This is a genomic window from Faecalitalea cylindroides ATCC 27803 (assembly GCF_000469305.1).
In the GTDB taxonomy this organism is placed as follows: Bacteria; Bacillota_I; Bacilli_A; order Erysipelotrichales; family Erysipelotrichaceae; genus Faecalitalea; species Faecalitalea cylindroides.
On sequence record NZ_KI270992.1, the window covers coordinates 47,221 to 67,943 of the forward strand.

General features: G+C 32.2%; 22 protein-coding genes. 18 read left to right on the forward strand and 4 right to left on the reverse strand.

The window, feature by feature from the left end:
• Positions 1-35: 35 nt before the first annotated feature.
• From HMPREF0367_RS04555 to HMPREF0367_RS10015, 12 genes are all read left to right on the forward strand, one after another.
• Positions 36-596, forward strand: coding sequence for an ECF transporter S component (locus tag HMPREF0367_RS04555; protein ID WP_022356603.1), 561 nt, complete (start codon positions 36-38; stop codon positions 594-596).
• 112 nt (positions 597-708) lie between these two features.
• Entirely contained in the window at positions 709-1,095 is a 387-nt protein-coding gene (locus HMPREF0367_RS04560) for a DUF1934 family protein (RefSeq protein WP_035401603.1), read from the forward strand.
• The gene (argS, locus tag HMPREF0367_RS04565) at positions 1,082-2,716 is read left to right on the forward strand and encodes an arginine--tRNA ligase (RefSeq protein WP_015535989.1); all 1,635 of its coding nucleotides are present in this window, start codon (positions 1,082-1,084) and stop codon (positions 2,714-2,716) included. Before HMPREF0367_RS04560 ends, argS begins: the two co-directional genes overlap by 14 nt.
• A gap of 20 nt (positions 2,717-2,736) precedes the next feature.
• A complete protein-coding gene (gene rpoE, locus HMPREF0367_RS04570) occupies positions 2,737-3,078 on the forward strand; it encodes a DNA-directed RNA polymerase subunit delta (RefSeq protein ID WP_022356604.1) in 342 nt (113 codons plus the stop codon).
• A 192-nt stretch (positions 3,079-3,270) separates the two neighbouring features.
• Positions 3,271-4,101: an ABC transporter permease gene (locus HMPREF0367_RS04575; RefSeq protein WP_022356605.1), complete on the forward strand. Its 831-nt coding sequence runs from the start codon at positions 3,271-3,273 to the stop codon at positions 4,099-4,101.
• An 11-nt stretch (positions 4,102-4,112) separates the two neighbouring features.
• The gene (locus tag HMPREF0367_RS04580; RefSeq protein ID WP_022356606.1) at positions 4,113-4,925 is read left to right on the forward strand and encodes an ABC transporter ATP-binding protein; all 813 of its coding nucleotides are present in this window, start codon (positions 4,113-4,115) and stop codon (positions 4,923-4,925) included.
• Positions 4,926-5,036: 111 nt separating this feature from the next.
• Entirely contained in the window at positions 5,037-5,426 is a 390-nt protein-coding gene (gene tagD, locus HMPREF0367_RS04585) for a glycerol-3-phosphate cytidylyltransferase (protein WP_022356607.1), read from the forward strand.
• A gap of 12 nt (positions 5,427-5,438) precedes the next feature.
• Positions 5,439-8,777 (forward strand): CDP-glycerol glycerophosphotransferase family protein, encoded by a 3,339-nt coding sequence (locus HMPREF0367_RS04590; protein ID WP_035401606.1) that lies wholly within the window; start codon positions 5,439-5,441, stop codon positions 8,775-8,777.
• A complete protein-coding gene (locus tag HMPREF0367_RS04595; protein WP_035401609.1) occupies positions 8,777-9,823 on the forward strand; it encodes a hypothetical protein in 1,047 nt (348 codons plus the stop codon). Before HMPREF0367_RS04590 ends, HMPREF0367_RS04595 begins: the two co-directional genes overlap by 1 nt.
• A gap of 1 nt (position 9,824) precedes the next feature.
• Positions 9,825-11,024 carry a CDP-glycerol glycerophosphotransferase family protein gene (locus HMPREF0367_RS04600; RefSeq protein ID WP_035401612.1) on the forward strand — a complete coding sequence of 400 codons (1,200 nt, stop codon included), beginning with the start codon at positions 9,825-9,827 and terminating at the stop codon, positions 11,022-11,024.
• Between the two features lies 1 nt (position 11,025).
• Positions 11,026-12,123 (forward strand): CDP-glycerol glycerophosphotransferase family protein, encoded by a 1,098-nt coding sequence (locus tag HMPREF0367_RS04605; RefSeq protein WP_035401615.1) that lies wholly within the window; start codon positions 11,026-11,028, stop codon positions 12,121-12,123.
• A 183-nt stretch (positions 12,124-12,306) separates the two neighbouring features.
• The gene (locus tag HMPREF0367_RS10015) at positions 12,307-12,654 is read left to right on the forward strand and encodes a DUF1622 domain-containing protein (protein ID WP_051335176.1); all 348 of its coding nucleotides are present in this window, start codon (positions 12,307-12,309) and stop codon (positions 12,652-12,654) included.
• A gap of 35 nt (positions 12,655-12,689) precedes the next feature.
• Here HMPREF0367_RS10015 and HMPREF0367_RS04615 read toward each other — a convergent pair whose 3' ends face one another.
• The gene (locus HMPREF0367_RS04615) at positions 12,690-13,421 is read right to left on the reverse strand and encodes a class I SAM-dependent methyltransferase (RefSeq protein ID WP_035401618.1); all 732 of its coding nucleotides are present in this window, start codon (positions 13,419-13,421) and stop codon (positions 12,690-12,692) included.
• Between the two features lie 120 nt (positions 13,422-13,541).
• On the opposite strand from HMPREF0367_RS04615, the gene HMPREF0367_RS04620 reads away from it, so the two are divergent.
• The 6 genes from HMPREF0367_RS04620 to HMPREF0367_RS10020 all read left to right on the forward strand — a co-directional run bounded on the left by HMPREF0367_RS04620 (position 13,542) and on the right by HMPREF0367_RS10020 (position 17,982).
• A complete protein-coding gene (locus tag HMPREF0367_RS04620; RefSeq protein ID WP_035401620.1) occupies positions 13,542-13,778 on the forward strand; it encodes a hypothetical protein in 237 nt (78 codons plus the stop codon).
• A gap of 14 nt (positions 13,779-13,792) precedes the next feature.
• Positions 13,793-14,698 (forward strand): SPFH domain-containing protein, encoded by a 906-nt coding sequence (locus HMPREF0367_RS04625; protein ID WP_022356615.1) that lies wholly within the window; start codon positions 13,793-13,795, stop codon positions 14,696-14,698.
• Positions 14,699-14,816: 118 nt separating this feature from the next.
• On the forward strand, positions 14,817-14,948 hold the full coding sequence (locus HMPREF0367_RS10815) for a hypothetical protein (RefSeq protein WP_022356616.1): 132 nt from the start codon (positions 14,817-14,819) through the stop codon (positions 14,946-14,948).
• A 78-nt stretch (positions 14,949-15,026) separates the two neighbouring features.
• Positions 15,027-16,433, forward strand: a complete 1,407-nt coding sequence (locus HMPREF0367_RS04630; protein ID WP_015535119.1) for an amidophosphoribosyltransferase — start codon at positions 15,027-15,029, stop codon at positions 16,431-16,433.
• Positions 16,434-16,509: 76 nt separating this feature from the next.
• On the forward strand, positions 16,510-17,349 hold the full coding sequence (locus tag HMPREF0367_RS04635) for a radical SAM/SPASM domain-containing protein (protein WP_035401622.1): 840 nt from the start codon (positions 16,510-16,512) through the stop codon (positions 17,347-17,349).
• Positions 17,350-17,454: 105 nt separating this feature from the next.
• On the forward strand, positions 17,455-17,982 hold the full coding sequence (locus HMPREF0367_RS10020; protein WP_051335177.1) for a DnaJ domain-containing protein: 528 nt from the start codon (positions 17,455-17,457) through the stop codon (positions 17,980-17,982).
• Positions 17,983-18,022: 40 nt separating this feature from the next.
• Here HMPREF0367_RS10020 and HMPREF0367_RS04645 read toward each other — a convergent pair whose 3' ends face one another.
• From HMPREF0367_RS04645 to HMPREF0367_RS04655, 3 genes are read right to left on the reverse strand one after another with little or no spacing between them, the layout of a single operon-like run.
• The gene (locus HMPREF0367_RS04645; RefSeq protein ID WP_035401624.1) at positions 18,023-18,934 is read right to left on the reverse strand and encodes an alpha/beta fold hydrolase; all 912 of its coding nucleotides are present in this window, start codon (positions 18,932-18,934) and stop codon (positions 18,023-18,025) included.
• 12 nt (positions 18,935-18,946) lie between these two features.
• Positions 18,947-19,870 carry a calcium/sodium antiporter gene (locus HMPREF0367_RS04650; protein WP_051335178.1) on the reverse strand — a complete coding sequence of 308 codons (924 nt, stop codon included), beginning with the start codon at positions 19,868-19,870 and terminating at the stop codon, positions 18,947-18,949.
• A gap of 23 nt (positions 19,871-19,893) precedes the next feature.
• Positions 19,894-20,718, reverse strand: coding sequence for a hypothetical protein (locus tag HMPREF0367_RS04655; protein WP_035401626.1), 825 nt, complete (start codon positions 20,716-20,718; stop codon positions 19,894-19,896).
• Positions 20,719-20,723 lie beyond the last annotated feature (5 nt).

A 20,723-nucleotide genomic window follows, 5' to 3' on the forward strand; every position in this document is an offset into this window, starting at 1 on the left:
AAAAATTTCTATAACTTTTAGAAAAGAGGAATTTTATGGTTAAAAAGATTTCATTGAGTGCGATGTTTTTTGCGTTAGGATTAATCTTACCTTTTTTTACAGGTCAGATACCTCAAATTGGAAGTATGTTATTGCCGATGCATATTCCCGTTTTTTTATGTGGGTTTATTTGTGGTTGGAAATATGGTGGTGTGATTGGATTTTTATTGCCATTGATGCGTTATGCTTTATTTGGCATGCCACCAATTTATCCAACAGGAATTGCAATGTCATTTGAATTAGCTACCTATGGAATTGTATCAGGGTGGTTGTTTAATAAAGGAAAATGGCAATGCGTGATTGCCCTTTATAAATCAATGATCATGGCTATGATAGCTGGAAGGATCGTATGGGCTGTTATTGAGATGGTGTTGCTTGGAATAGGAGAAGGCGGATTTACTTTTACGATGTTTTTAAGTGGTGCTATCATTCAGGCTTTACCCGGTATCATCTTGCAGCTAATACTCATTCCTGCAATCATGGTAGCTCTAGATAAAGCCAATTTGGTCCCATTTAAAAAAGAGGATAGTTCCTATATAGAAATCAGTAAGAGTTAAGAATATGTTCTTAGCTCTATTTTTATATGAAGAAATCCTTTATGAAGAAATCCTTTAAAAACAAGGTTTTTGCTATTGAAAAAAATCAAATGTATGATATTATGCATGAGCTATGAAAACAAAAATTCAGCTGATCGATAAGATCTCAAATCAAGTCATTTATGAAGGCAAGGCATTGATTGAATCCAATCTATCAAAAGAAAAATTAGTTTTTCAAGATGAAGAGAGAACATATGTTTGGAAAGTCTTTGAAAAAGGATTGATCATCGAGACAATTTCCGAAGCCAATGTTCATTTAACTCTGCGGCAGGATCATAGTACCCAAGGGCATATTCGTACGGACTTTGGACAAATAGACTTGCAATGTAGAACAACTCTATATAAAATAGATAAAAATTATGTAGAAGTTGTTTATGAACTGCTCCAGGGAAAAGACAGTCAAAATTTTCATTTTATACTCTATAAGATGAATGAGGAGGAATTACATGAAATCCATTGATATAGAATTGAAGCAGGCAATAAAAGAAGCGGTAAAGAAAGCATTTGATATTGAACTAGAAGAAAACAATATTGTTATCGAAACACCTAAGGTAAAAGATCATGGCGATTTTTCTACCAATGTCGCAATGCAGTTAACACGACAGTTGAGACAGAATCCAAGAATGATTGCGGAAAAGATCGTAGCCAATATTGAAAGCGAAAATGTAGAAAAAATGGATATTGCCGGACCAGGATTTATCAACTTTATTCTTTCAAAAGGACGTTTTACAAAAGTAATCGAAGAAGTTTTAAGTAAACGTGAGAATTTTGGTCAACAACCTTCAAATGGTATTAAGGTCAATCTAGAATATGTAAGTGCCAACCCAACAGGTTCGCTCCATCTAGGTCATGCACGTGGAGCTGCATGGGGAGATAGCTGTGCAAGGATCATGAAAAAAGCAGGATATGATGTGACTCGTGAATACTATGTAAATGATGCGGGAAATCAGATCACTAATCTTGCATTATCATTAAATGCTCGTTATCGTCAGGCACACGGTATTGAAACTGAAATAGGCCAGGATGGTTATTTAGGTGAAGATGTTAAACAAAAGGCTGAACAGCTTGCCAAAGATTATCCTGAAAAATATTTAGAACCAACTGAAGAAAACTTAAAATTCTTTAGAAAAGAAGGAATTAAATTCGAATTAGATAAGATCAAGGCCGATCTTGATAATTATCGTGTTCATTTTGATGTATGGTCAAGTGAACAAACGATTCGTGATTCAGGAGATGTAGACAGAGCCTTAAAAGTACTTGATGAAAAAGGCTATACTTATGAATCTGAAGGAGCGCTTTGGTTCAAGACAACTGAATTAGGCGATGATAAAGACCGTGTATTAAGAAAAACAGATGGATCTTATACATATTTAGTTCCAGATATCGCATATCATAATGATAAATATAAACGTGGATATGATTTACTGGTAGATTTTCTAGGAGCTGATCATCATGGATATATTCCTAGATTAAAGGCTAGTATGCAGGCTTTAGGGAATGATCCAGACAAACTAAATGTAGATATCATTCAGATGGTTCGTTTAGTTAGTGATGGAAAAGAAGTGAAGATGTCTAAACGTTTAGGAAATGCCACAACGATCAATGAATTATGCGACAGTGTAGGAGTCGATGCGGCGAGATATTTCTTTGTACAAAGAGCATTGGATTCACATCTGGATTTTGATATAGAGTTGGCAAAGCGTCAATCAAATGATAATCCGGTATATTATGCACAATATGCTCACGCTCGTATGTGTTCAATTCAGAAACAGGCAAAGGATATAGAACTGGCGGATTCTTTTGAAGATCTAACAGATGAAAAAGAAATTGAATTGATGAAGACACTTCAGGAATTCAATAAAGTTATTATCGAGAGTGCAAAAACAAGACAAGTTCATAAAGTTTGTCATTATATTCAAACTTTAGCTTCTAAATTCCATAGTTTCTATAATGCATGTAAAGTAATTGATAGAGACAATATGAAACTAAGTTCACAAAGATTAGCGCTTGTAAAGGCAACACAGATCGTGTTGGCAAATGCTTTAGAAACAGTTGGTGTTGAAGCTGTAGAATCAATGTAGTTGTAAGGAGTTTATGTATTATGAAACAATCAATGACTGATGTAGCATATGAAGTAATGAATGATTATGAAAATGGTGTTCCTTTTATTGAATTATGGAATACTGTAAGTGCAAAGTTGGGATTGAGTGTAAGTCAAAAAGAAGATAATATTGCACAGTTTTATACAGATCTTTCAATGGATGGGCGATTCTTGAATCTTCCTCAAAATGTATGGGATCTAAGAAGTCGTCATACATATTCAGAAAGCGTACTTGATACAGATTCAATCGCAATTGATGAGGATTCCGATGATGAAGATATGGAGTTTTCTGATCTAGCTGAAGATGATAGTGAAGAAAACAATGATGATCAAGATGAGTAAATAATTATGCATTGTCATTCTTTTGTCACTTTTCCTTTCTAATATAGTAGTTAGAAAGGAGGAAGAATGCGTTTTGTGTCCGCTACAAAATAGCGGACTTTTTCATATATAGGATATTTGTATAAAACAAAAATGTAGATATAATATATGAAATCTCATTTATGGTATAATGATGGCACAAAAGGAGATAGTATGTTTAAAAGTGTTCAATATGTAATAAAGGAAAACTTTTCAAATTTATATCGTATTTACTGTATTGCGAAATATGAATTATTAGCTGATATGCGCGATTCCAAATTCGGTATTTTCTGGAATTTTGCTTCGCCAGCTATTCAAGTTTTTACGTATTGGTTGATCTTTGGTGTGGCTTGGAATCGAAAACCAATAGAAGTCAATGGAATCGTTGTAAGTTATCTGCCATGGTTGATCGTTGGGTATTCAGCATGGTGGTTCATTCAGCCATGTATTCAAAATGGGTGCACGGCAATCTTTTCAAAGATCAATGTCATCACAAAAATGAAGTTTCCCGTATCAGTTTTACCGGCCACAGTTTGTGCTAAAGAAATGTTTAATCATGGTTGTATGTTGATTATCGCGTTTATTACTTTATTATTGTGTGGATATTTTCCTAATATTCATTGGCTAGGAATCATTTATTATGCATTCTGTGCTTTCATGTTTGCGGAAGCTGTTTCTTTGATCCTTTCTGTTTTGACGATGTTATATCGTGATATTAGAAAATTAGTAAAATCATTGATTCGTATGTTTATGTATTTTTCACCTGTTATTTGGGAATGCCATTTTGCCAGCCATGTACCATTTCATAATATTTTGAATACGATCATGAAATTAAATCCAGCCTACTATATTATTTCTGGATATCGTGATTCTATTTTTTATGGAAAGACTTTTTTAGATCACCCAGCCTTAACTTTATATTTTTGGGGTGTTGTTCTTATTCTTTTTGTGATTGGTTGTATGTTGATGTATAAATTTAAAAAGAAATTTATTGATTTGATATAGAGGATACATATATGAAAGATTATGCGGTAAAAGTAGAAAATATATCTAAGATATACGAATTAAAAAATAAGAACAATCAGTATAAAAAGGATAAAAAACGATTTTATGCTTTAAAAGATGTATCGTTTGAAATTCAAAAAGGCGATGTTGTTGGTATTTTAGGAACCAATGGTTCTGGGAAATCCACCTTATCTTTGGTATTGGCAGGGATTTCAGATATAGATAGTGGAAGTGTTCACGTAAATGGAGAGCAGGCTTTGATTTCCATCAATACGGGATTAAATCAACAATTAACAGGTTTGGAAAACATTCGTGTAAAAGGCGCTTTGATGGGTTTAAAGAAAAAAAGAATTGATGAGATCATTGATGATGTAGTCAATTTTGCTGAACTCGGTGATTTTTTATATCAACCTGTCAAAAAGTATTCCAGTGGTATGAAATCTAGATTGGGATTTTCAATATCTCTGGCATTAAATCCAGATATCTTTATCGTTGATGAGGCTTTATCTGTTGGGGACAAGGGGTTTGCGAAAAAATGCATGGATCGAATGATGCAGCTAAGAGATGATGAAGGAAAAACGATTTTTTTCGTATCGCATTCTTTGTCACAAGTGAAAAATTTCTGTAAGACCGGAATGTGGATTGAAGGCGGCGTTCTTCAAGAAGTTGGTGACATCAATCAAGTGTGTGAACATTATTCAGAGTATGTAGAACAATTAAACGCATTAAAAGGCAAGGAAAAACAAAAAGTTCTTGATGAAAAATTTGCGAAAAGATTGTTGCCACCACAGAAAAAACGTAAGCTTTTTTCCTTGTTTAATTAGAAGATTGATACGATCTTCTTTTTCTTTATGACATGAAATCTTGAAGAATTGTAAAAAAAGAAGAAATATACTAAAATCTACATAGTGTACATGTATGAAAGGATGAATATCATGAAAACAGTTATTACTTATGGAACATTTGATCTTTTTCATATTGGTCATTTAAATATTTTAAAAAGGGCAAAAGAGTTAGGTGATTATTTGATCGTTGCGGTAAGTAGTGATGAATTTAATCTTCAAAAAGGGAAAGTTTGCCAGATCAAGGATACAGATCGTATGCAGATCGTTGAGGCAATTCGCTATGTTGATAAAGTGATTCCAGAAACAAGTTGGGATCAAAAGATAGAAGATGTTAAAAAATATAATGTTGATGTTTTTGTCATGGGAGATGACTGGAAAGGAAAATTTGATTTTTTAAAGGAATACTGCGAAGTTGTGTATTTGCCAAGAACACAGGGTATTTCTACAACTCAGTTGAAAGAAGAATTAAAAGATAAGTAAGAGGGAATAAATATGTTGAAAAGAGTTATCACAAAAGTCAAAGGAGTGCAAAATACATACCTGAAATACCGAAAAACAGATATTGATCCAAATGGCTTTTTACTTGAAGCAGGGCAGGGGAAAAATATCAATGGGAATATGTTTGCGATTGCCAGGGAACTTTGTACAAATCCTGCGTGGAAAAAGTTCAAGGTTTACTGGGTCGTAACAGAAGATACATTACAGTCTGCCAAAGATAGGTTTTCCTTTTATAGCTACAATGTAGAATTTGTAGTTCGCTTAAGTGATGAGTATGCAAAACTTTTGGCAACATGTAAATATTTATTGACGGATAACTCATTTCCTCCTTTTTTTATAAAAAGAAATAATCAGATTTATTTAAATACTTGGCATGGAACACCATTAAAAACTTTGGGTAAAAGCGATATAAAGAATGCCAAATCACTTGCGAATATTCAGAAAAACTACTTAATGGCAGATTATGCTTTATTTCCAAATCTATTAACAAGAAATGTCTTTATGAAAGATTACATGTTAGAAAGTCTTTATAGAGGCAATATTTTAATGTGTGATTATCCTCGCAACAGTGTATTTTTAGATCTTGATTTTCAAGAAGAATTACGTCAAAAGTTAGGCTTGATGGATAAACAGTTGATTGCCTATATGCCTACATGGCGAGGAAGTGATCGAACAGCTGATGCGATCGTTCAAAAAAAGATATTGGAAAAATATTTTGAAGAAATCGATAAAAAATTAGAAGATGATCAAATATTCTATGTAAATCTTCATTTCCTTGTAGGAAATACAATGGATTATTCAAAATACAAACATATCAAACCATTTCCTAAGGAATATGAAACATATGATTTCTTAAGTATCTGTGATATTCTTGTCACAGATTATTCAAGTGTCTTTTTTGATTTTGCGATTACGAAAAAGAAGATCATCTTATTTACGTATGACTTAAATGAGTATATGGAAGAAAGGGGAACCTATTTTTCTATTGAAGAACTTCCTTTTCCAATCGTGGAGACAGTTGTTAAATTGATAAATGAAATAAACTATCCAAGAGATATTTTGATGGAGCAGTTCTTAAATGAATTTTGTCGTTATAGAGATTTATTTATTCCTGAAAAAATTGTGGATCTTTTGGTGCATGGAGAGAAGAAAAATCTTATTTTGGAAAAGAATGAAAAGCAGGATCTTGTTTTAGTTTATGTAGGGGCATTAAAAGGGGATGCATTAAATCAATATCTTTTAAATGAGATTGATAAAGTGGTAGATCAATACCCAGATAAGAAGGTTATTGTTTGTTTTAGAGGAGCTGTGAATGATAAAAGAATTGAATTTTTATCACAATTAAATGAAAAAGTCGATTATTTAGCTTTAGTTAAAAAATACAATTTCAGCCTTTATCAAGTTGTTAAGGCTCGCCTAAGCTTGTCTTTTACTTTTTTTGACAAATTATTCAATAGGGGTCTACGAAAAATTATCAATCAGGAAAGAAATCGTTTCTTTTATTCCATTAAGCCTGGTTTAGTCATTAACATGTCGGGGAAGGCTCAATATATAAATTTGATGTTAGAAACATTCAAATGTCCTAAAGCAGCATATATCTTACCAAAGCCATTTGCAGGAACGATGATTTCAACAAAAATCTATAAAAAGATGTGTGCAGATGCATCAAAAAAGTATGATCAAGTAATTGATCTTTATGATAAAGATGTAAAAGCGTATTGGAACGATAAGAAAGAAACATATTATAATGCAAGTTTTCAATTAGCCAATATCGTTCATCGTTTCCATAATACATCCAATAGCATGAATGTCTGGGCTGTTGCCGTAATGAGAAATGCATATGAATTTGATTTAGGTAAGATTCATTGTCAGATCAATGAAAAGAATTATCCTTGCCATATCAATAAATTGTTTTCTTTAAATCAATATGTATCAATCGTTACATATAAAGTAGAGATTCCTACAAGCGATATTATGGAATTTGAAATTCAGAACAAATTAAAATTTGTATATCAAGATGAAAATGGATATGGATTTGAAAAAGGATGTCTTTATAGTGCTTTGGCTAGAAGAAAAGGCAAGAATAAACAAGGACCTATCAAGATTTTTGAAAAGAACAATACATCGGCTTATTTTCGTCAGTCAAAAAACAATATTTTGTATTTGACAGTTCGAAAAAAGAATTTAACAGACAAAACAATTGAACAAATCAAACTAGATCTTGCCTATTATTTATCAAAAATCATGCCAAAGAAAAAGATTGTATTATTGTATGAAAAAGAAAGCAGTCGTTATGAAGAAAGTGCGAGTGTTTTATATGAGAAATTGATTGATGATGGATATAAGGATGCGTATTTTATCTTAGATAAAAATTATTCACATTTTCATGAAATTGCCAATAAGTATCGTACAAATATCTTATATAAAGGATCTTTTAAACATTACTTATATTTCTTTATGTCGAAGACATTTTTGGGCTCAGAGGCTTTGGTTCATGCGATTGATCTAAGAATCTCTAATAAACATGCGCTAAATAAGATCAATGACAAGTCTTTGAATTATGTCTTTTTGCAGCATGGTGTTATGTACATGGTTTCATTAGATTCTGAATCTAGAAGTTTCTTTAAACCAATGAAAACAGAAGGAAAATATCGTGTCGTTACTTCATCTGTAGAAGAAGCTAGGCATTTTATTGAATTAGGCGGATATGATCCGGAAACGATTTATGTCTGCGGTCTGCCTAAATTTGATAGAAATACTTTGAATGAAGATGCGGATAAGATCGTGGTCATGCCTACATGGAGACCTTGGGAATATAATGAAGCTCGTTATGATTTTACTCAAACGAAGTATTATCAGATGCTGGTAAGAATTGTTGATGCAATTCCAGAAAAATTTAAAGATAAATTGATCGTATTGCCACATCCGCTTTTCTTTGATGCGATCAAGGATACAGAATTTGAATTGAAACAATATCTTAATGTAACGGATAAATACGATGAAATTTTAAAGGATACGCGTATTTTGATCACAGACTATTCTTCCATTGCCTATGATGCCTTCTATCGCGGCTGTAATGTAATTTTCTATTGGGAAGAAAAAGATGAATGTATGGCAAATTATGGCCCAACGACAAAATTGATGTTGAATAAAGAAAATGTTTATGGGGATATCTGTATGAATCCTTATCAATTAAGCAAGGCAATTGATATTAACTATTTCCATGGTCAAGATGAAGTTTATCAGAAACGATATTCAAAACTGGTTGATTTCCATGATGGCAAGAATACAGAACGTTTGATTACGTTATTGAGAAAGGATGAAATCATCTAATGACGCTTATTCTTTTAATCTTTTTCTGTTTATGTATTACCGGAGTAAGAGTTGATTTTTTCAATCGAGATTATATAAGTCGTGACACAACGATTCAGATCAATGGGATATTTGTTTTTTTAGTTTTTTTAAGTCATTTCGCAGGATATTTGGATCATGAATATCCATTGAATTTCATCTATATGAATGTTCGTGGTTTCTTTGGTCAGCTGGTCGTGACAACATTTTTATTCTATTCCGGTTATGGCATCCTAACTTCAATCAACCGAAAAAAAGAGGCGTACATTAGAACGATTCCCGTCAAAGTATTAGAACTGATCTTTGATTTTTCGGTTGCGATTGTTTTATTTTTACTTGTTCAATCTTTCTTTGGACGTTTTTTTGATCCGATCGAAATCATATTATCTTGTGTAGGATGGATTAGTGTGGGAAACAGCAACTGGTACTTATTTGATATCCTTTTATTGTATATGATCACATATGTTTCATTTACGATTTCTAAAGATAGAAAAATGTCATTAAGTCTAGTCTTGATTTTTTCTTTAATATCAATGGTATTGCTGGCCCAGTATCAGACTGGGACTAGATGGTACAATACTTTTCTTTGTTTCTGGCTTGGTATGGTGTATGCTCAAATCAAACCAAAATATGAAAAAATGGTTCAGAAAGATAAGAAAAAATATTATTGGGCCTTAGCTGTTTTGGTAATTATATTTTTAATATCAATTCTATTGCGAAATGCGATGTTGTTTTATATAATTCACGCTCTAGTATTTACTTTATTGATCAATCATCTGTCTATGATCGTTCACATTGATAATCCTGTGCTAAAATGGTTAGGAAGTCATATTTTTAGTATATATATTCTTCAAAGGATTCCAATGATCATAGGGGACCATTTAGAGTTTATAGATGAACATATGATAGTATATTTTATATTTAGTTTGGTTATGACAGGAATTATGGCAGAAGTGTTTGATCGTTTTGTTCATATGATATCAAAAAAGATATTTGTTCCAATCAAAATGATGGTAAAAGAGGGTTGATATGTTTATATTACGAAAGATAAAGAAAATAGCCGGTAAGATCATAAGGATCACATATAAGTTAACTTATAAATTGTTTAAAGTGGATGATAAATTAATGATCTTTATATCTTTTCATGGAAAAGGATATTCAGATAATCCTAAAGCGATTTATGAAGAAATCGTCCAAGATGAAAGATTTAAAGGATATCGTTTTATATGGTTTATTAAGGATCATAAACGTAAAAACATAACAATTCCAGGTGCTGAAATAAAAGAATATTTCAGTCTTTCCTATTTTTACTATATGTCAAAGGCAAAATACTGGATCATAAATTGTAAGATGCCTATATATATTTGTAAAAAAGAGAATCAATTTTATCTTCAGACATGGCATGGAACACCTTTAAAACGCCTGGCACATGATATAGATGTTTCTGAAGATACGACTTTTTATCGTTCTGCGGTTACTTATGAACAAATGTGCAATTCCTACGATGTGGATGTAGCTCGATATAACTATATGATTTCACCAAATGCGTTTTGTTCCCAAGTGTTTCCAAGTGCATTTGGAATCAATAAAGAGAGATTGATTGAGACAGGGTATCCAAGAAATGATTTTATCGTAAATGCGACAAAAGACGATGTTTTTAGAATTAAAAAGAAATTAAATATTCCTATGGATAAAAAAGTCATACTTTATGCTCCAACATGGCGTGATAATTCATATGTTGCGGCGGGGTATACATTTGAGTTAAAAGCAGATTTTCATAAATGGAAGGAAATCTTACAGGAAGAATATGTTGTTTTGTTTAAACCGCATTATTTGATCATCAATAAATATGAAAATGATAGATCTCTGGATGGATTTTTATATTCAATTCCAGCGAATAATGATATCAAAGATTTGTATGTGATCAGTGATGTTTTGATTACCGATTATTCGAGTGTTTTCTTTGACTATGCAATATTAAAACGACCTATTTATTTCTATATGTATGATATTGAAGAATATGCCACGGATCTAAGAGGTTTCTACATGGATATTCACAAAGAATTACCAGGGAAGATATACAAAGAGGAAAATGAGATGTTGATGGATATCAAAAATCAAATCTATGATGATTCAAGAATGGAAGTATTTAATCAGCGTTTTAATAACCTTGATGATGGCAAGGCATCAAAACGTGTTGTGGATATCATCTATAAGGCAGGTCATTAATATGTCTTTGAATAAACTTATCTTAAATATAGCTTTAAAAATAGTTGACATCCTTACGTTTTGGGTCAAGAAAGATAAGAAACGCATCACTTTTGTTTCTTTGACACAATCTCATTTAGCCAGTGATTTTAAATTAATTGATGATTTACTGAAAAAAGAAAACAAATATCATATTCATTATAATTTGATCGAATTTGAAAAAAATCTCTTAGGTGATTTTAAATACTTTCTGAATTGTTTAAAACAACTGGTAGAGTATAAAAAGTCAGCTTTGATCATTATCAATGATAATAATTATGTGATTAGTCATTGTAAACCTCAAGGGACAAAAGTTCTTCAGGTTTGGCATGCCTGTGGTGCTATAAAAAAATTCGGAAATGAAATTAAAAGGCAATATCCAATTCGAAATTATGATGCGATCATCTGCAATGCCAAGGCATGGAAACCTGTATATGCCAAATCGTTTGGGGTTTGTGAAGAACAAGTTCATGTTACAGGAATGCCAAGAATTGATTTGTTGTTGGACGATTCTTTACAGAAAAAAAATAAAGAAGAATTTTATAAAAAATATCCTATGTGTGTTGGGAAAAAACTTTGTCTGTATGCTCCTACATTTCGTGGCAATATTATAGATGGCTTTAAGATCAAATCTTTTGATTTTGAAAGAGTTGAATCTATGTTGAGCGATGAATATCTTTTCTTATATAAATTTCATCCATTGTTGGGGGATGTAAAAGTAAATTCTTCTAAAGCAATTAATGTGAATGAAGAAGATTTATATACTTTATTTACGGTAAGTGATTGTTTGATCAGTGATTATTCATCAATTCTTTTTGATTATTCGTTATTGAATAAAAAGATGATTGCATATATAGATGATATTGATGAATATGATAAAACGATTGGTTTAAATGTTGATTTAAGAAAAGATTTCTGTGGGCCAATCTGCAAAGATGAAGAAGAGTTGGCCAATGTCATAAAATCAGAAAACAAAGATCAGCGTATTAAATCTTTTCAGAAAAAGTATATGTATTATACAGATGGAAAGAATACCACACGTGTTATTAAATTAATTGATAAACTGATGAATGATAAATGATAATTAGAGTGAGTGTATCTGGTATTTTGAGATACACTCTTTATTTTGATTTTAATAGAAATGAACAATAAAAAAACTTTTTTGGTATAATTTTTTGGTATAATGAAAAAAACGATCGATAAAGTTTAGTATATATCGAAATATCAAGAACAAAATAATAGCATGTAGAAGAAAGGGGATTAGATGAGCGATTTTATAGAAGTTGTACACGAATATTTAAATCTATTTGCATATTTGGCGGTTTATTTTTTAGAAGCATTATCCCTTTTTTGTATTGTATGCAGTGCAATTCAAAGTATGGTCGTTGCCTTCAACAAAGATAAAAACACTAAGAAACCTTTATTAAAAGGATTAAGCGTTGCGTTAACATTTAAACTAGCTGCCGAGATTGCTAGAACAATCACGGTTCGAAGTTTAGATGAAATCATTCAAATTGGAGCTTTGATAATGGTAAAGGCTGCCATAACAGCTTTGATTCATTGGGAATGGAAAAGTAAGGATGTAATGACAGATCTTGATGATATTGATTAAAACAAAACGAAGTAATCTATTACTTCGTTTTTAGTTTATCTTTTTCTTGCGCTTATTAATAACATCATAGGGCGTCTCATTTCGTCTTTCATTCCAGGTAGATCCATCATATCTTTTGGTGGCTTTGGCTCAATCACATGCTGGAGTTCAAATCCTTTTTCTAAGAGAGTGTTTAAATATGTAGTTAATGTCCTATGATATTTAATGACTTCTTCACCTAAAAATATTGCTTGTCGCTGCCCTTCATAATAATAGTTATCAACAGGAAAATGAAGGATTTCTCCTTTTTTGTCATAATACCAGTCTTGATTGCCATAGGATGTAAAAATAGGGTGTTCGACTGAAAAGACAAATTCACCATTTGGCTTTAACCATTTATAGATATTATTTATCAAACGATCATAATCTTTAATATAGTGGAAGGCAAGAGAACTAATAATGGCATCATAAGATTCAGGGTCGGTATCAAAATCTTCTATAGCTGAATGAATATAAGTGATTTTATCATCCTGGTTCTTTTCTTGAGCAACTTTTAACATTTTCTCTGAAATATCAACACCTACAACGGATTTAGCTTTATGCTCAGCAGCATATTTACAGTGCCAGCCATATCCACATCCTAAATCTAGTACATGTTTTTCTTTAAAATCAGGTAATATCTTTTTGAGCTCATACCATTCTCCGGCTCCATCCAATCCTTTTTGTGAGCGAAACATCTGGCGATATTTATTAAAAAATGTATCATCATCATATTTGTTTTCTTTCATGAAAAAATCTCCTCGTATAGATTATATCATTATATCTGGACAAGAGTGATCATCATAATTTATACAATTTTAACATTATAAAAATTTTGTTGTGATAAAATATAATTAGGAAGTGGCTTTATGAATTTAAATGGAGAGTCAAGCAAAAATAAAAAAACTATATTAAATGGAAAACCTTTATATGGTTATGATCAGGCGAAGAAAAAGAATTATTTTCGCCATATTCAAATCCATAATAAGTTGACAAAACAATGGAGAAATAATCCGGGAAAATTATCTAAAGCTCAAATTTCTAATATCATGATACGAGCAGTAATCATCATGTTTATCATCTTATTTGTTTTATCATTTTTATAGAAAGGAGTTTTTTTATGTTTATACTTATCATTGCGATTATTGTAGTTATTGGGTTTATATTATTTTATACGATACGAATTGTGCCACAGACAGAAGAGTATGTAATTGAATTTTTAGGAAAATATAAAACAACATGGAGTGCAGGAATTCATTTCTTGATACCATTCTTTGAACGCGTCGTGTGCAAGGCTACCAGCAAAGAACAATGTGCAGATTTTGAACCTCAATCTGTTATTACCAAAGATAATGTATCAATTTATGTAGATACGGTCGTTTATTTTAAGATCTTCGATTCAAAATTATTCGCATATGGTGCAGCAAATCCATTGTTTGCCTTAGAAAATTTAGCTGCCACAACTTTGCGTAATTTGATTGGTGATATGACATTGGATGAAGCTTTGACATCTCGTGATACGATTAATATAAAGTTAAAAGAAATTTTGGATGAAGCAACAGATCCTTGGGGAATCAATGTCAGTCGTGTGGAATTGAAAAATATTGATCCACCAGCTGAGATCAAGAACGCTATGGAAAAGCAGATGAAGGCAGAACGAGAAAAACGTGAAAAGATATTACAGGCAGAAGCTTTCCAGGAATCAGAAATTAAAAAAGCTGATGGAGAAGCCAAAGCTATGGTTAAACGTGCAGAGGCAAAGCGTGATGCAGATATCGCAATTGCACAAGGTAAAGCTAAAGCAATTGAAATGACGTATGAAGCCGAAGCAAAAGGACTGGAAAAGTTAAAGGATGCTCAGGCAAATTCTACAGTTGTGCAATTAAAATCATTTGAAGCATTACAGAAGCTTGCAGATGGTAAGGCAACCAAGATCATAGTTCCTACTTCTGTAGCAGAAAGTACCACAAAACAATCCATATTTGCAGAGATGTTAAAAACGCCAATTGAAGAAGATGTAAAATAGGTTTTGAAGTACATGTTTTGATGACATGTACTTTTTAATTTGAGCTAAATAAATAAATATGACATAAATAATGTCTAATTAAAACGTATACTATAAATGAAGCTAGGAGGTATTGATCATGAAGACAATAATTATGTGTATGGCAATCGATCCGTTTTTTGCGATCTTGGCAATTGGACAGTTTATTTCATATTTAGGTTTTATTTCTGTAAGTGTTTTCGTTTGTAAAAAGGTATTATCTCGTCGATAAATATCGAAAAATTTTTCAAACACTTTGTTTTGTATGGTATACTTTCTACATCAAATAGATGGAAAGAGGGAAAAGTAAATGAGTGGTTTTTTTGGAGTAGCATCAAAAGAGAGTTGTGTATTAGATTTGTTTTTTGGAGTTGACTATCATTCGCATTTAGGAACTCGTCGTGGTGGTATGGCTGTACATGGAGAACATGGATTTGAACGCGCGATACACAATATAGAAAACACACCATTCCGTACAAAATTTGATGCGGATCTTGATAAATTCAATGGAAATCTAGGGATTGGCTGTATTTCAGATTTTGAAGCACAACCTTTATTGATGCAATCGCATCTAGGATCTTTTGCGATTACTACTGTTGGTCGCATCAATAATCTTCAAGAATTAAAGGAGCTATGTTTTTCAAAAGGTATGTCTCATTTCTTAGAAATGAGTACTGGAGATATCAACCCAACTGAACTTGTTGCGGCATTAATCAATCAAAAAGACAGCATAGAAGAAGGTTTAAGTTACGTACAGGATATGATAGAAGGAAGTATGTCTATTCTATTAATGACGCCACAGGGAATCTATGCGTCTCGTGATAAAGTAGGACGTACACCAATCATAATTGGAGAGAAATCTACTGGATATTGTGCTACTTTTGAAAGTAGTGCGTTCTTGAATCTAGGATATCATCATTATCGTGATTTAGGTCCAGGAGAAATCGTATTCTTAACACCTACACATATTGAAGTGAAGAAGAAACCACAAGAGGAAATGAAGATATGTTCTTTCTTATGGGTATATTATGGATATCCTACTTCTACGTATGAGGGAGTTAATGTTGAATGCATGCGTAATCGTTGTGGAGAGATCTTGTCACAACGAGATGATGTAGATGTAGACAGCGTTGCAGGAGTACCTGATTCTGGTACTGCTCATGCCGTAGGATATGCGAATGCTAAAGGAATTCCATTTACTCGTCCGTTTATTAAATATACACCTACCTGGCCTCGATCTTTCATGCCAACTAATCAATCTCAACGTAATATGATTGCCAAGATGAAATTGATTCCAGTAAAAGAATTGATCAAAGACAAAAGTTTGTTATTGATAGATGATTCTATTGTTCGCGGAACTCAATTAGGGGAAACAACAGATTTCTTATATGACAGTGGAGCAAAAGAGGTCCATGTTCGCCCGGCTTGTCCACCAATTATGTTTGGTTGTAAATATCTAAATTTCTCTCGTTCCAGTTCTGAAATGGATTTAATCACACGTCGTGTGATCCATAAATTAGAAGGAGATAATGTATCAGAAGAAACATTAAAAGAATACGCTAATCCAGACAGTGAAAAATATCAAAATATGCTGGAAGAAATTCGTAAACGTTCAGGATTTACTTCATTGCGTTATCATCGTCTGGATGATATGGTCAAATCAATCGGGTTGGAAAAATGTAAACTTTGTACATATTGTTTTGACGGTGAAGAATAAAAGGTGCTTAGGCACCTTTTTGTTATATGGAGACGAAAAGATTTTTAGTTTATTATTTTTATGGTAGAATCAAGGAATGAAATTAAAAAGAGTTTATATAGAAATTACAAATGGATGTAATCTATCATGTTCTTTTTGTGTTCAAAAACATGAGAAGAGAAGAGATATATCGATTTTAGAGTTTGAATATATTTTAAAACAAATTAAGCCTTTTACTTCTTATATCTACTTACATGTTTTGGGGGAACCTTTATCTCATCCTAAACTGGAAGAAATTTTAAGCTTATGTCAAGTATATGGATTCAATGTCCAAATCACAACAAATGGAACATTATTGAAAAAGACGCTGCCTGTTTTGATGAATTATAAAGTAAGACAATATAATTTATCAGTTCATTCTTTTAGCCAACAAAATAAAGATTTACAAAGAGAGTATTTAGAGAACATAATTGAATGTGCAGATATATTAAGTCAAAAATCGTATATTTCTTATCGTTTGTGGTGTATGCAAGATGGATGTTTAGATAATGAAACCAAGAACATTTTAGATGTTTTTCTAAAGCATTATCATACAAATCTTGATGAAGTTCTAAAGAATCATCATACATTAGCAAAGAATCGATTTATTAGTTTTGACGATGTATTTGAATGGCCATCTCTTGATCATTGTTTTGTCAGCAATGTGGGAACTTGTAGAGGAACAAGAGATATGATCGGTATCTTAAGCAATGGAGATGTGATTCCTTGTTGTCTAGATGCTTATGCGCAGGCTAAATTAGGAAATATATTTTTAGAGGATTTGGATGACATTCTTCAAAATGAGAAAACATTAATGATTCGAAAAGGCTTTTTAGAAAATAAATTAAAACATCCTTTATGTCAAAGATGTCAATATCGTACAAGATTTGACAACTAACAAATAATTTGTGATACCATGTGAAATGGTTTAGAATCATTGACAAACAATCACGCAGAATCTATAATTTTTTTCAAGTTAAGAAGAAAAAGGAGCATATTGTTAATGAGGGATCCATATGAAGTCTTGGGTGTTTCAAGAAATGCATCAGAAGATGAGATAAAAAAAGCGTATCGTAGACTGGCAAAAAAATATCATCCGGATTTGAATCCAGGTGATGAAAATGCGGCAAAAATGATGCGAGAGATTAATGCAGCATATGAGCAGATACAAAATCCTGAAAAGTATCAAAATTATGGGTACACCAATCAACAAAATCAGACGAATAATGGGTATGCTCAAAACGGCTTTTATGGATATAACTTTAATCAAAATTCAAATTTTAATGGTTTTTACTATAATCCATTTGGTTTTAGAACATATACAACACACCATACAACAAGGATTCGTAATCCTTTTGTATATTTATTCATCATTTATTTTATCATTAACTTGATATCCGCATTATTTAGAGGTTTCTTTTATAACAGTTATCAATCGGATTATCAAAATCAATATAATTCTGATAACCAATATCAAGAAGAAATTCCGGATCAGGATTATTCAAGTTCACAAGACGGCGTTTGGCTTTAAGCTAAACGCTTTTTTAAAAGAAAAAACAGCTTACGCTGTTTCATTTTTCAATAAAACTCAAGATATCTTGCATAACAACATCTTTACGTACTTCATGAAGGATTTCATGACGCATGTGGTGATACATTTTTCCTTTGACATATGTATACCCAATCTTATTTAAGAATAGTTGAGCTCGTCGCCAATCTTCTTTGGTCATGATAACAGGATCGTTTTCACCGGCAAGATATAATATAGGAAGATTTAAGTTTGTTTTTACCCAATCCGTTTCACTGTATGCGTTTTTCATCAATAAGAAAAGATTTTTAAATCCATTCAAAGTAAAAGTAAATCCACAATTAATATCGGCGTTATATAGATTTACATTTTCAGGATTTGCACTTAACCAGCAATTCTTGTTTTCCCCTTTAAATTTTTTATCATAGGTACCTACAGAAAGATTTTGAATTAACTTAGAACGATGATAACTGCCTTTGATTTTTTCTAAAATAGTGACTAAGCTTATGGCTGCTGAACAAAGGGGATTATTTCCTGGCATACCACTTAAGATCAATTTTTGAACTTCGTTATCATAATTTTTTAGATAGTTTTGTCCGATCAAAGCACCCATAGAATGACCAAAGAGATAGATCGCTAGACCAGGGTATTTTGCTTTGATCATTCGAGTTATATCGTGTGCATCATATAATATAAATTTTCCTGTATCATCATAGAAGTATCCTTGATCGGCCAAATCACGAATGCTTTTACCATGTCCTCTATGATCATGAATAATAGTAATATATCCGTTTCGAGCAAAGAACTCCATTGTTTCTATGTATCGTTTTTTATTCTCGGCCATGCCATGAAGAAATTGTATGATACCTTTTGGTTGAGATAAAGGTTGAATTTCAAGGACATCTAATTCCAATCCGTCACATCTTGATATGTATTTATATTGATCATGTTGCATAGGCACGCCTCTTTAACGAAGGATGATATAAACTGTATAGACGATATAAGTCAATACCATGATCAATCCTGTTTTTTTATCCAAAGGTCTAAATTTACAAATTACTAAGAATACAATCGAAACAACGACTAAAATCAAAGAATCAATAAATGCAGTTGGTTCAACAGTAATTGGGTTTAACACAGAAGAAATTCCTAGAATACAGAAAATATTGAATAAGTTTGAACCAATGACATTTCCCATGGCAATTTCATTCTCGTTCTTTCTAGCTGCAACCAAAGAAGTGACAAGCTCAGGTAATGAAGTGCCGATTGCTACGATCGTTAATCCAATTAAAGTTTCACTTAAACCGATGATTCGAGCAAGGCTTGTAGCTCCATCGACAACTAATTGACCTCCGATTACAATACCTGCAATGCCAATGATCAAAAAAATGATGAGTTTTGAGTAAGGGGTATCAATTCGTTTTTGATCTTCTTCTGATTTGGCGGTTTGTTTAATTTGAACATATAACATGATTCCAAAACAAATCAATAAAATCATCCCTTCAAAACGAGAAATGTTTCGATCAATCAACATAAATGTGAGCAGAACTGCCGCCACAACTGATAAAGGCCAGTCACGCTTCATGATTGTTTTGTTTACAAGTAATGGATAAATGCAGGCGCTTAATCCGGCAACGACTAAAAGATTAAAGATGTTGGATCCAACAACATTTCCAACCGCAATTTCATTGGCATTTTCCAAAGCAGCTGTCACACTAACGGCTAATTCAGGCATAGAAGTACCGAATGCTACGATCGTGAGACCAATGATCAGACTGGATACTCCTATTTTCCCGGCAATGGAAGATGCATTTTCTACAAAACAATCTGCACCTTTGACCAGAAAGAGAAATCCAACAATGATAAAAATAATCGCAATTAATAAATCCATACTGATAAATCCTTTCTTATGCACTATTGTTTTTCAGTATTTTGATCTTGATTGGTAGAAGTTTCAATTTTTTCAATTGAATACTGTGTGCCAAAAACTCTGTGGATATAAGATTCGATATTTAGGTTTTGAAGTTCTTCGCTCGATAAATAAGCGGTCTCTCCATATATATCTTGACGGATGACCCGATTTCCATCATTAATGTTTGGAACACAGACCAGATAATAAATAGTTACTGCTTGTTCTTTGCTAGCGTAATCTAACTGATATACGGATATGATTCGATCACTGGTTTGAGTAGATTTTAAAAATGCACAATATAATTGGCTTATATTGTTTAGACTGACATCCTCTTGAGAAGCAGTTTTAGGATCTAGATGAAAAATCTCATCAGCGTGTTCTGTTATGTAGTTTTCTGATTCAGTTAAGATTTTATTTAAATAGTTTTCTGGAATATCATCTTTTGATTCAAAACGGTTATTTAATCCTTGTACGATAAATTCTTTTTCCGTATTGATTGGTTGATAATGATAAGTCATGGAAAGTTCATCATCATATGTCGCAATGATGTGAATCGTATCTCCGTTTGATAAGTTGGAATTTGGACTCACTTCATATTCCACGGTTTCCATAAACTCCTGGATCCTTTGATTAAGATCTTCAGTATTGTTTTCAACAGTTACACTGGCACTTCCATTTTCACCTGTATAAACAAGTTCGATATTTTTCATGACATCCACTTCTACAGTTTTATAAAAGAAGTTATACATAATAAGTACCAAAGCTAGACACATTGAGCCAAGGGCTAAAAAATATATTAGTTTGTTCTTTGTTTTTTCTGAATTCATGTCAA

Bases quoted from the DNA above. Each gene is read 5' to 3' on its own strand.
- HMPREF0367_RS04650 (WP_051335178.1), bottom strand. From the start codon at position 19,870: ATGGATTTATTAATTGCGATTATTTTTATCATTGTTGGATTTCTCTTT.
- HMPREF0367_RS04600 (WP_035401612.1), top strand. From the start codon at position 9,825: ATGTTTATATTACGAAAGATAAAGAAAATAGCCGGTAAGATCATAAGG.
- rpoE (WP_022356604.1), top strand. From the start codon at position 2,737: ATGAAACAATCAATGACTGATGTAGCATATGAAGTAATGAATGATTAT.
- HMPREF0367_RS04560 (WP_035401603.1), top strand. From the start codon at position 709: ATGAAAACAAAAATTCAGCTGATCGATAAGATCTCAAATCAAGTCATT.
- HMPREF0367_RS04620 (WP_035401620.1), top strand. From the start codon at position 13,542: ATGAATTTAAATGGAGAGTCAAGCAAAAATAAAAAAACTATATTAAAT.
- HMPREF0367_RS04605 (WP_035401615.1), top strand. From the start codon at position 11,026: ATGTCTTTGAATAAACTTATCTTAAATATAGCTTTAAAAATAGTTGAC.
- HMPREF0367_RS10815 (WP_022356616.1), top strand. From the start codon at position 14,817: ATGAAGACAATAATTATGTGTATGGCAATCGATCCGTTTTTTGCGATC.
- HMPREF0367_RS04645 (WP_035401624.1), bottom strand. From the start codon at position 18,934: ATGCAACATGATCAATATAAATACATATCAAGATGTGACGGATTGGAA.
- HMPREF0367_RS04590 (WP_035401606.1), top strand. From the start codon at position 5,439: ATGTTGAAAAGAGTTATCACAAAAGTCAAAGGAGTGCAAAATACATAC.
- tagD (WP_022356607.1), top strand. From the start codon at position 5,037: ATGAAAACAGTTATTACTTATGGAACATTTGATCTTTTTCATATTGGT.
- HMPREF0367_RS04575 (WP_022356605.1), top strand. From the start codon at position 3,271: ATGTTTAAAAGTGTTCAATATGTAATAAAGGAAAACTTTTCAAATTTA.
- HMPREF0367_RS04625 (WP_022356615.1), top strand. From the start codon at position 13,793: ATGTTTATACTTATCATTGCGATTATTGTAGTTATTGGGTTTATATTA.
- HMPREF0367_RS04555 (WP_022356603.1), top strand. From the start codon at position 36: ATGGTTAAAAAGATTTCATTGAGTGCGATGTTTTTTGCGTTAGGATTA.
- argS (WP_015535989.1), top strand. From the start codon at position 1,082: ATGAAATCCATTGATATAGAATTGAAGCAGGCAATAAAAGAAGCGGTA.
- HMPREF0367_RS04595 (WP_035401609.1), top strand. From the start codon at position 8,777: ATGACGCTTATTCTTTTAATCTTTTTCTGTTTATGTATTACCGGAGTA.
- HMPREF0367_RS04630 (WP_015535119.1), top strand. From the start codon at position 15,027: ATGAGTGGTTTTTTTGGAGTAGCATCAAAAGAGAGTTGTGTATTAGAT.
- HMPREF0367_RS04635 (WP_035401622.1), top strand. From the start codon at position 16,510: ATGAAATTAAAAAGAGTTTATATAGAAATTACAAATGGATGTAATCTA.
- HMPREF0367_RS10015 (WP_051335176.1), top strand. From the start codon at position 12,307: ATGAGCGATTTTATAGAAGTTGTACACGAATATTTAAATCTATTTGCA.
- HMPREF0367_RS04655 (WP_035401626.1), bottom strand. From the start codon at position 20,718: ATGAATTCAGAAAAAACAAAGAACAAACTAATATATTTTTTAGCCCTT.
- HMPREF0367_RS04615 (WP_035401618.1), bottom strand. From the start codon at position 13,421: ATGAAAGAAAACAAATATGATGATGATACATTTTTTAATAAATATCGC.
- HMPREF0367_RS10020 (WP_051335177.1), top strand. From the start codon at position 17,455: ATGAGGGATCCATATGAAGTCTTGGGTGTTTCAAGAAATGCATCAGAA.
- HMPREF0367_RS04580 (WP_022356606.1), top strand. From the start codon at position 4,113: ATGAAAGATTATGCGGTAAAAGTAGAAAATATATCTAAGATATACGAA.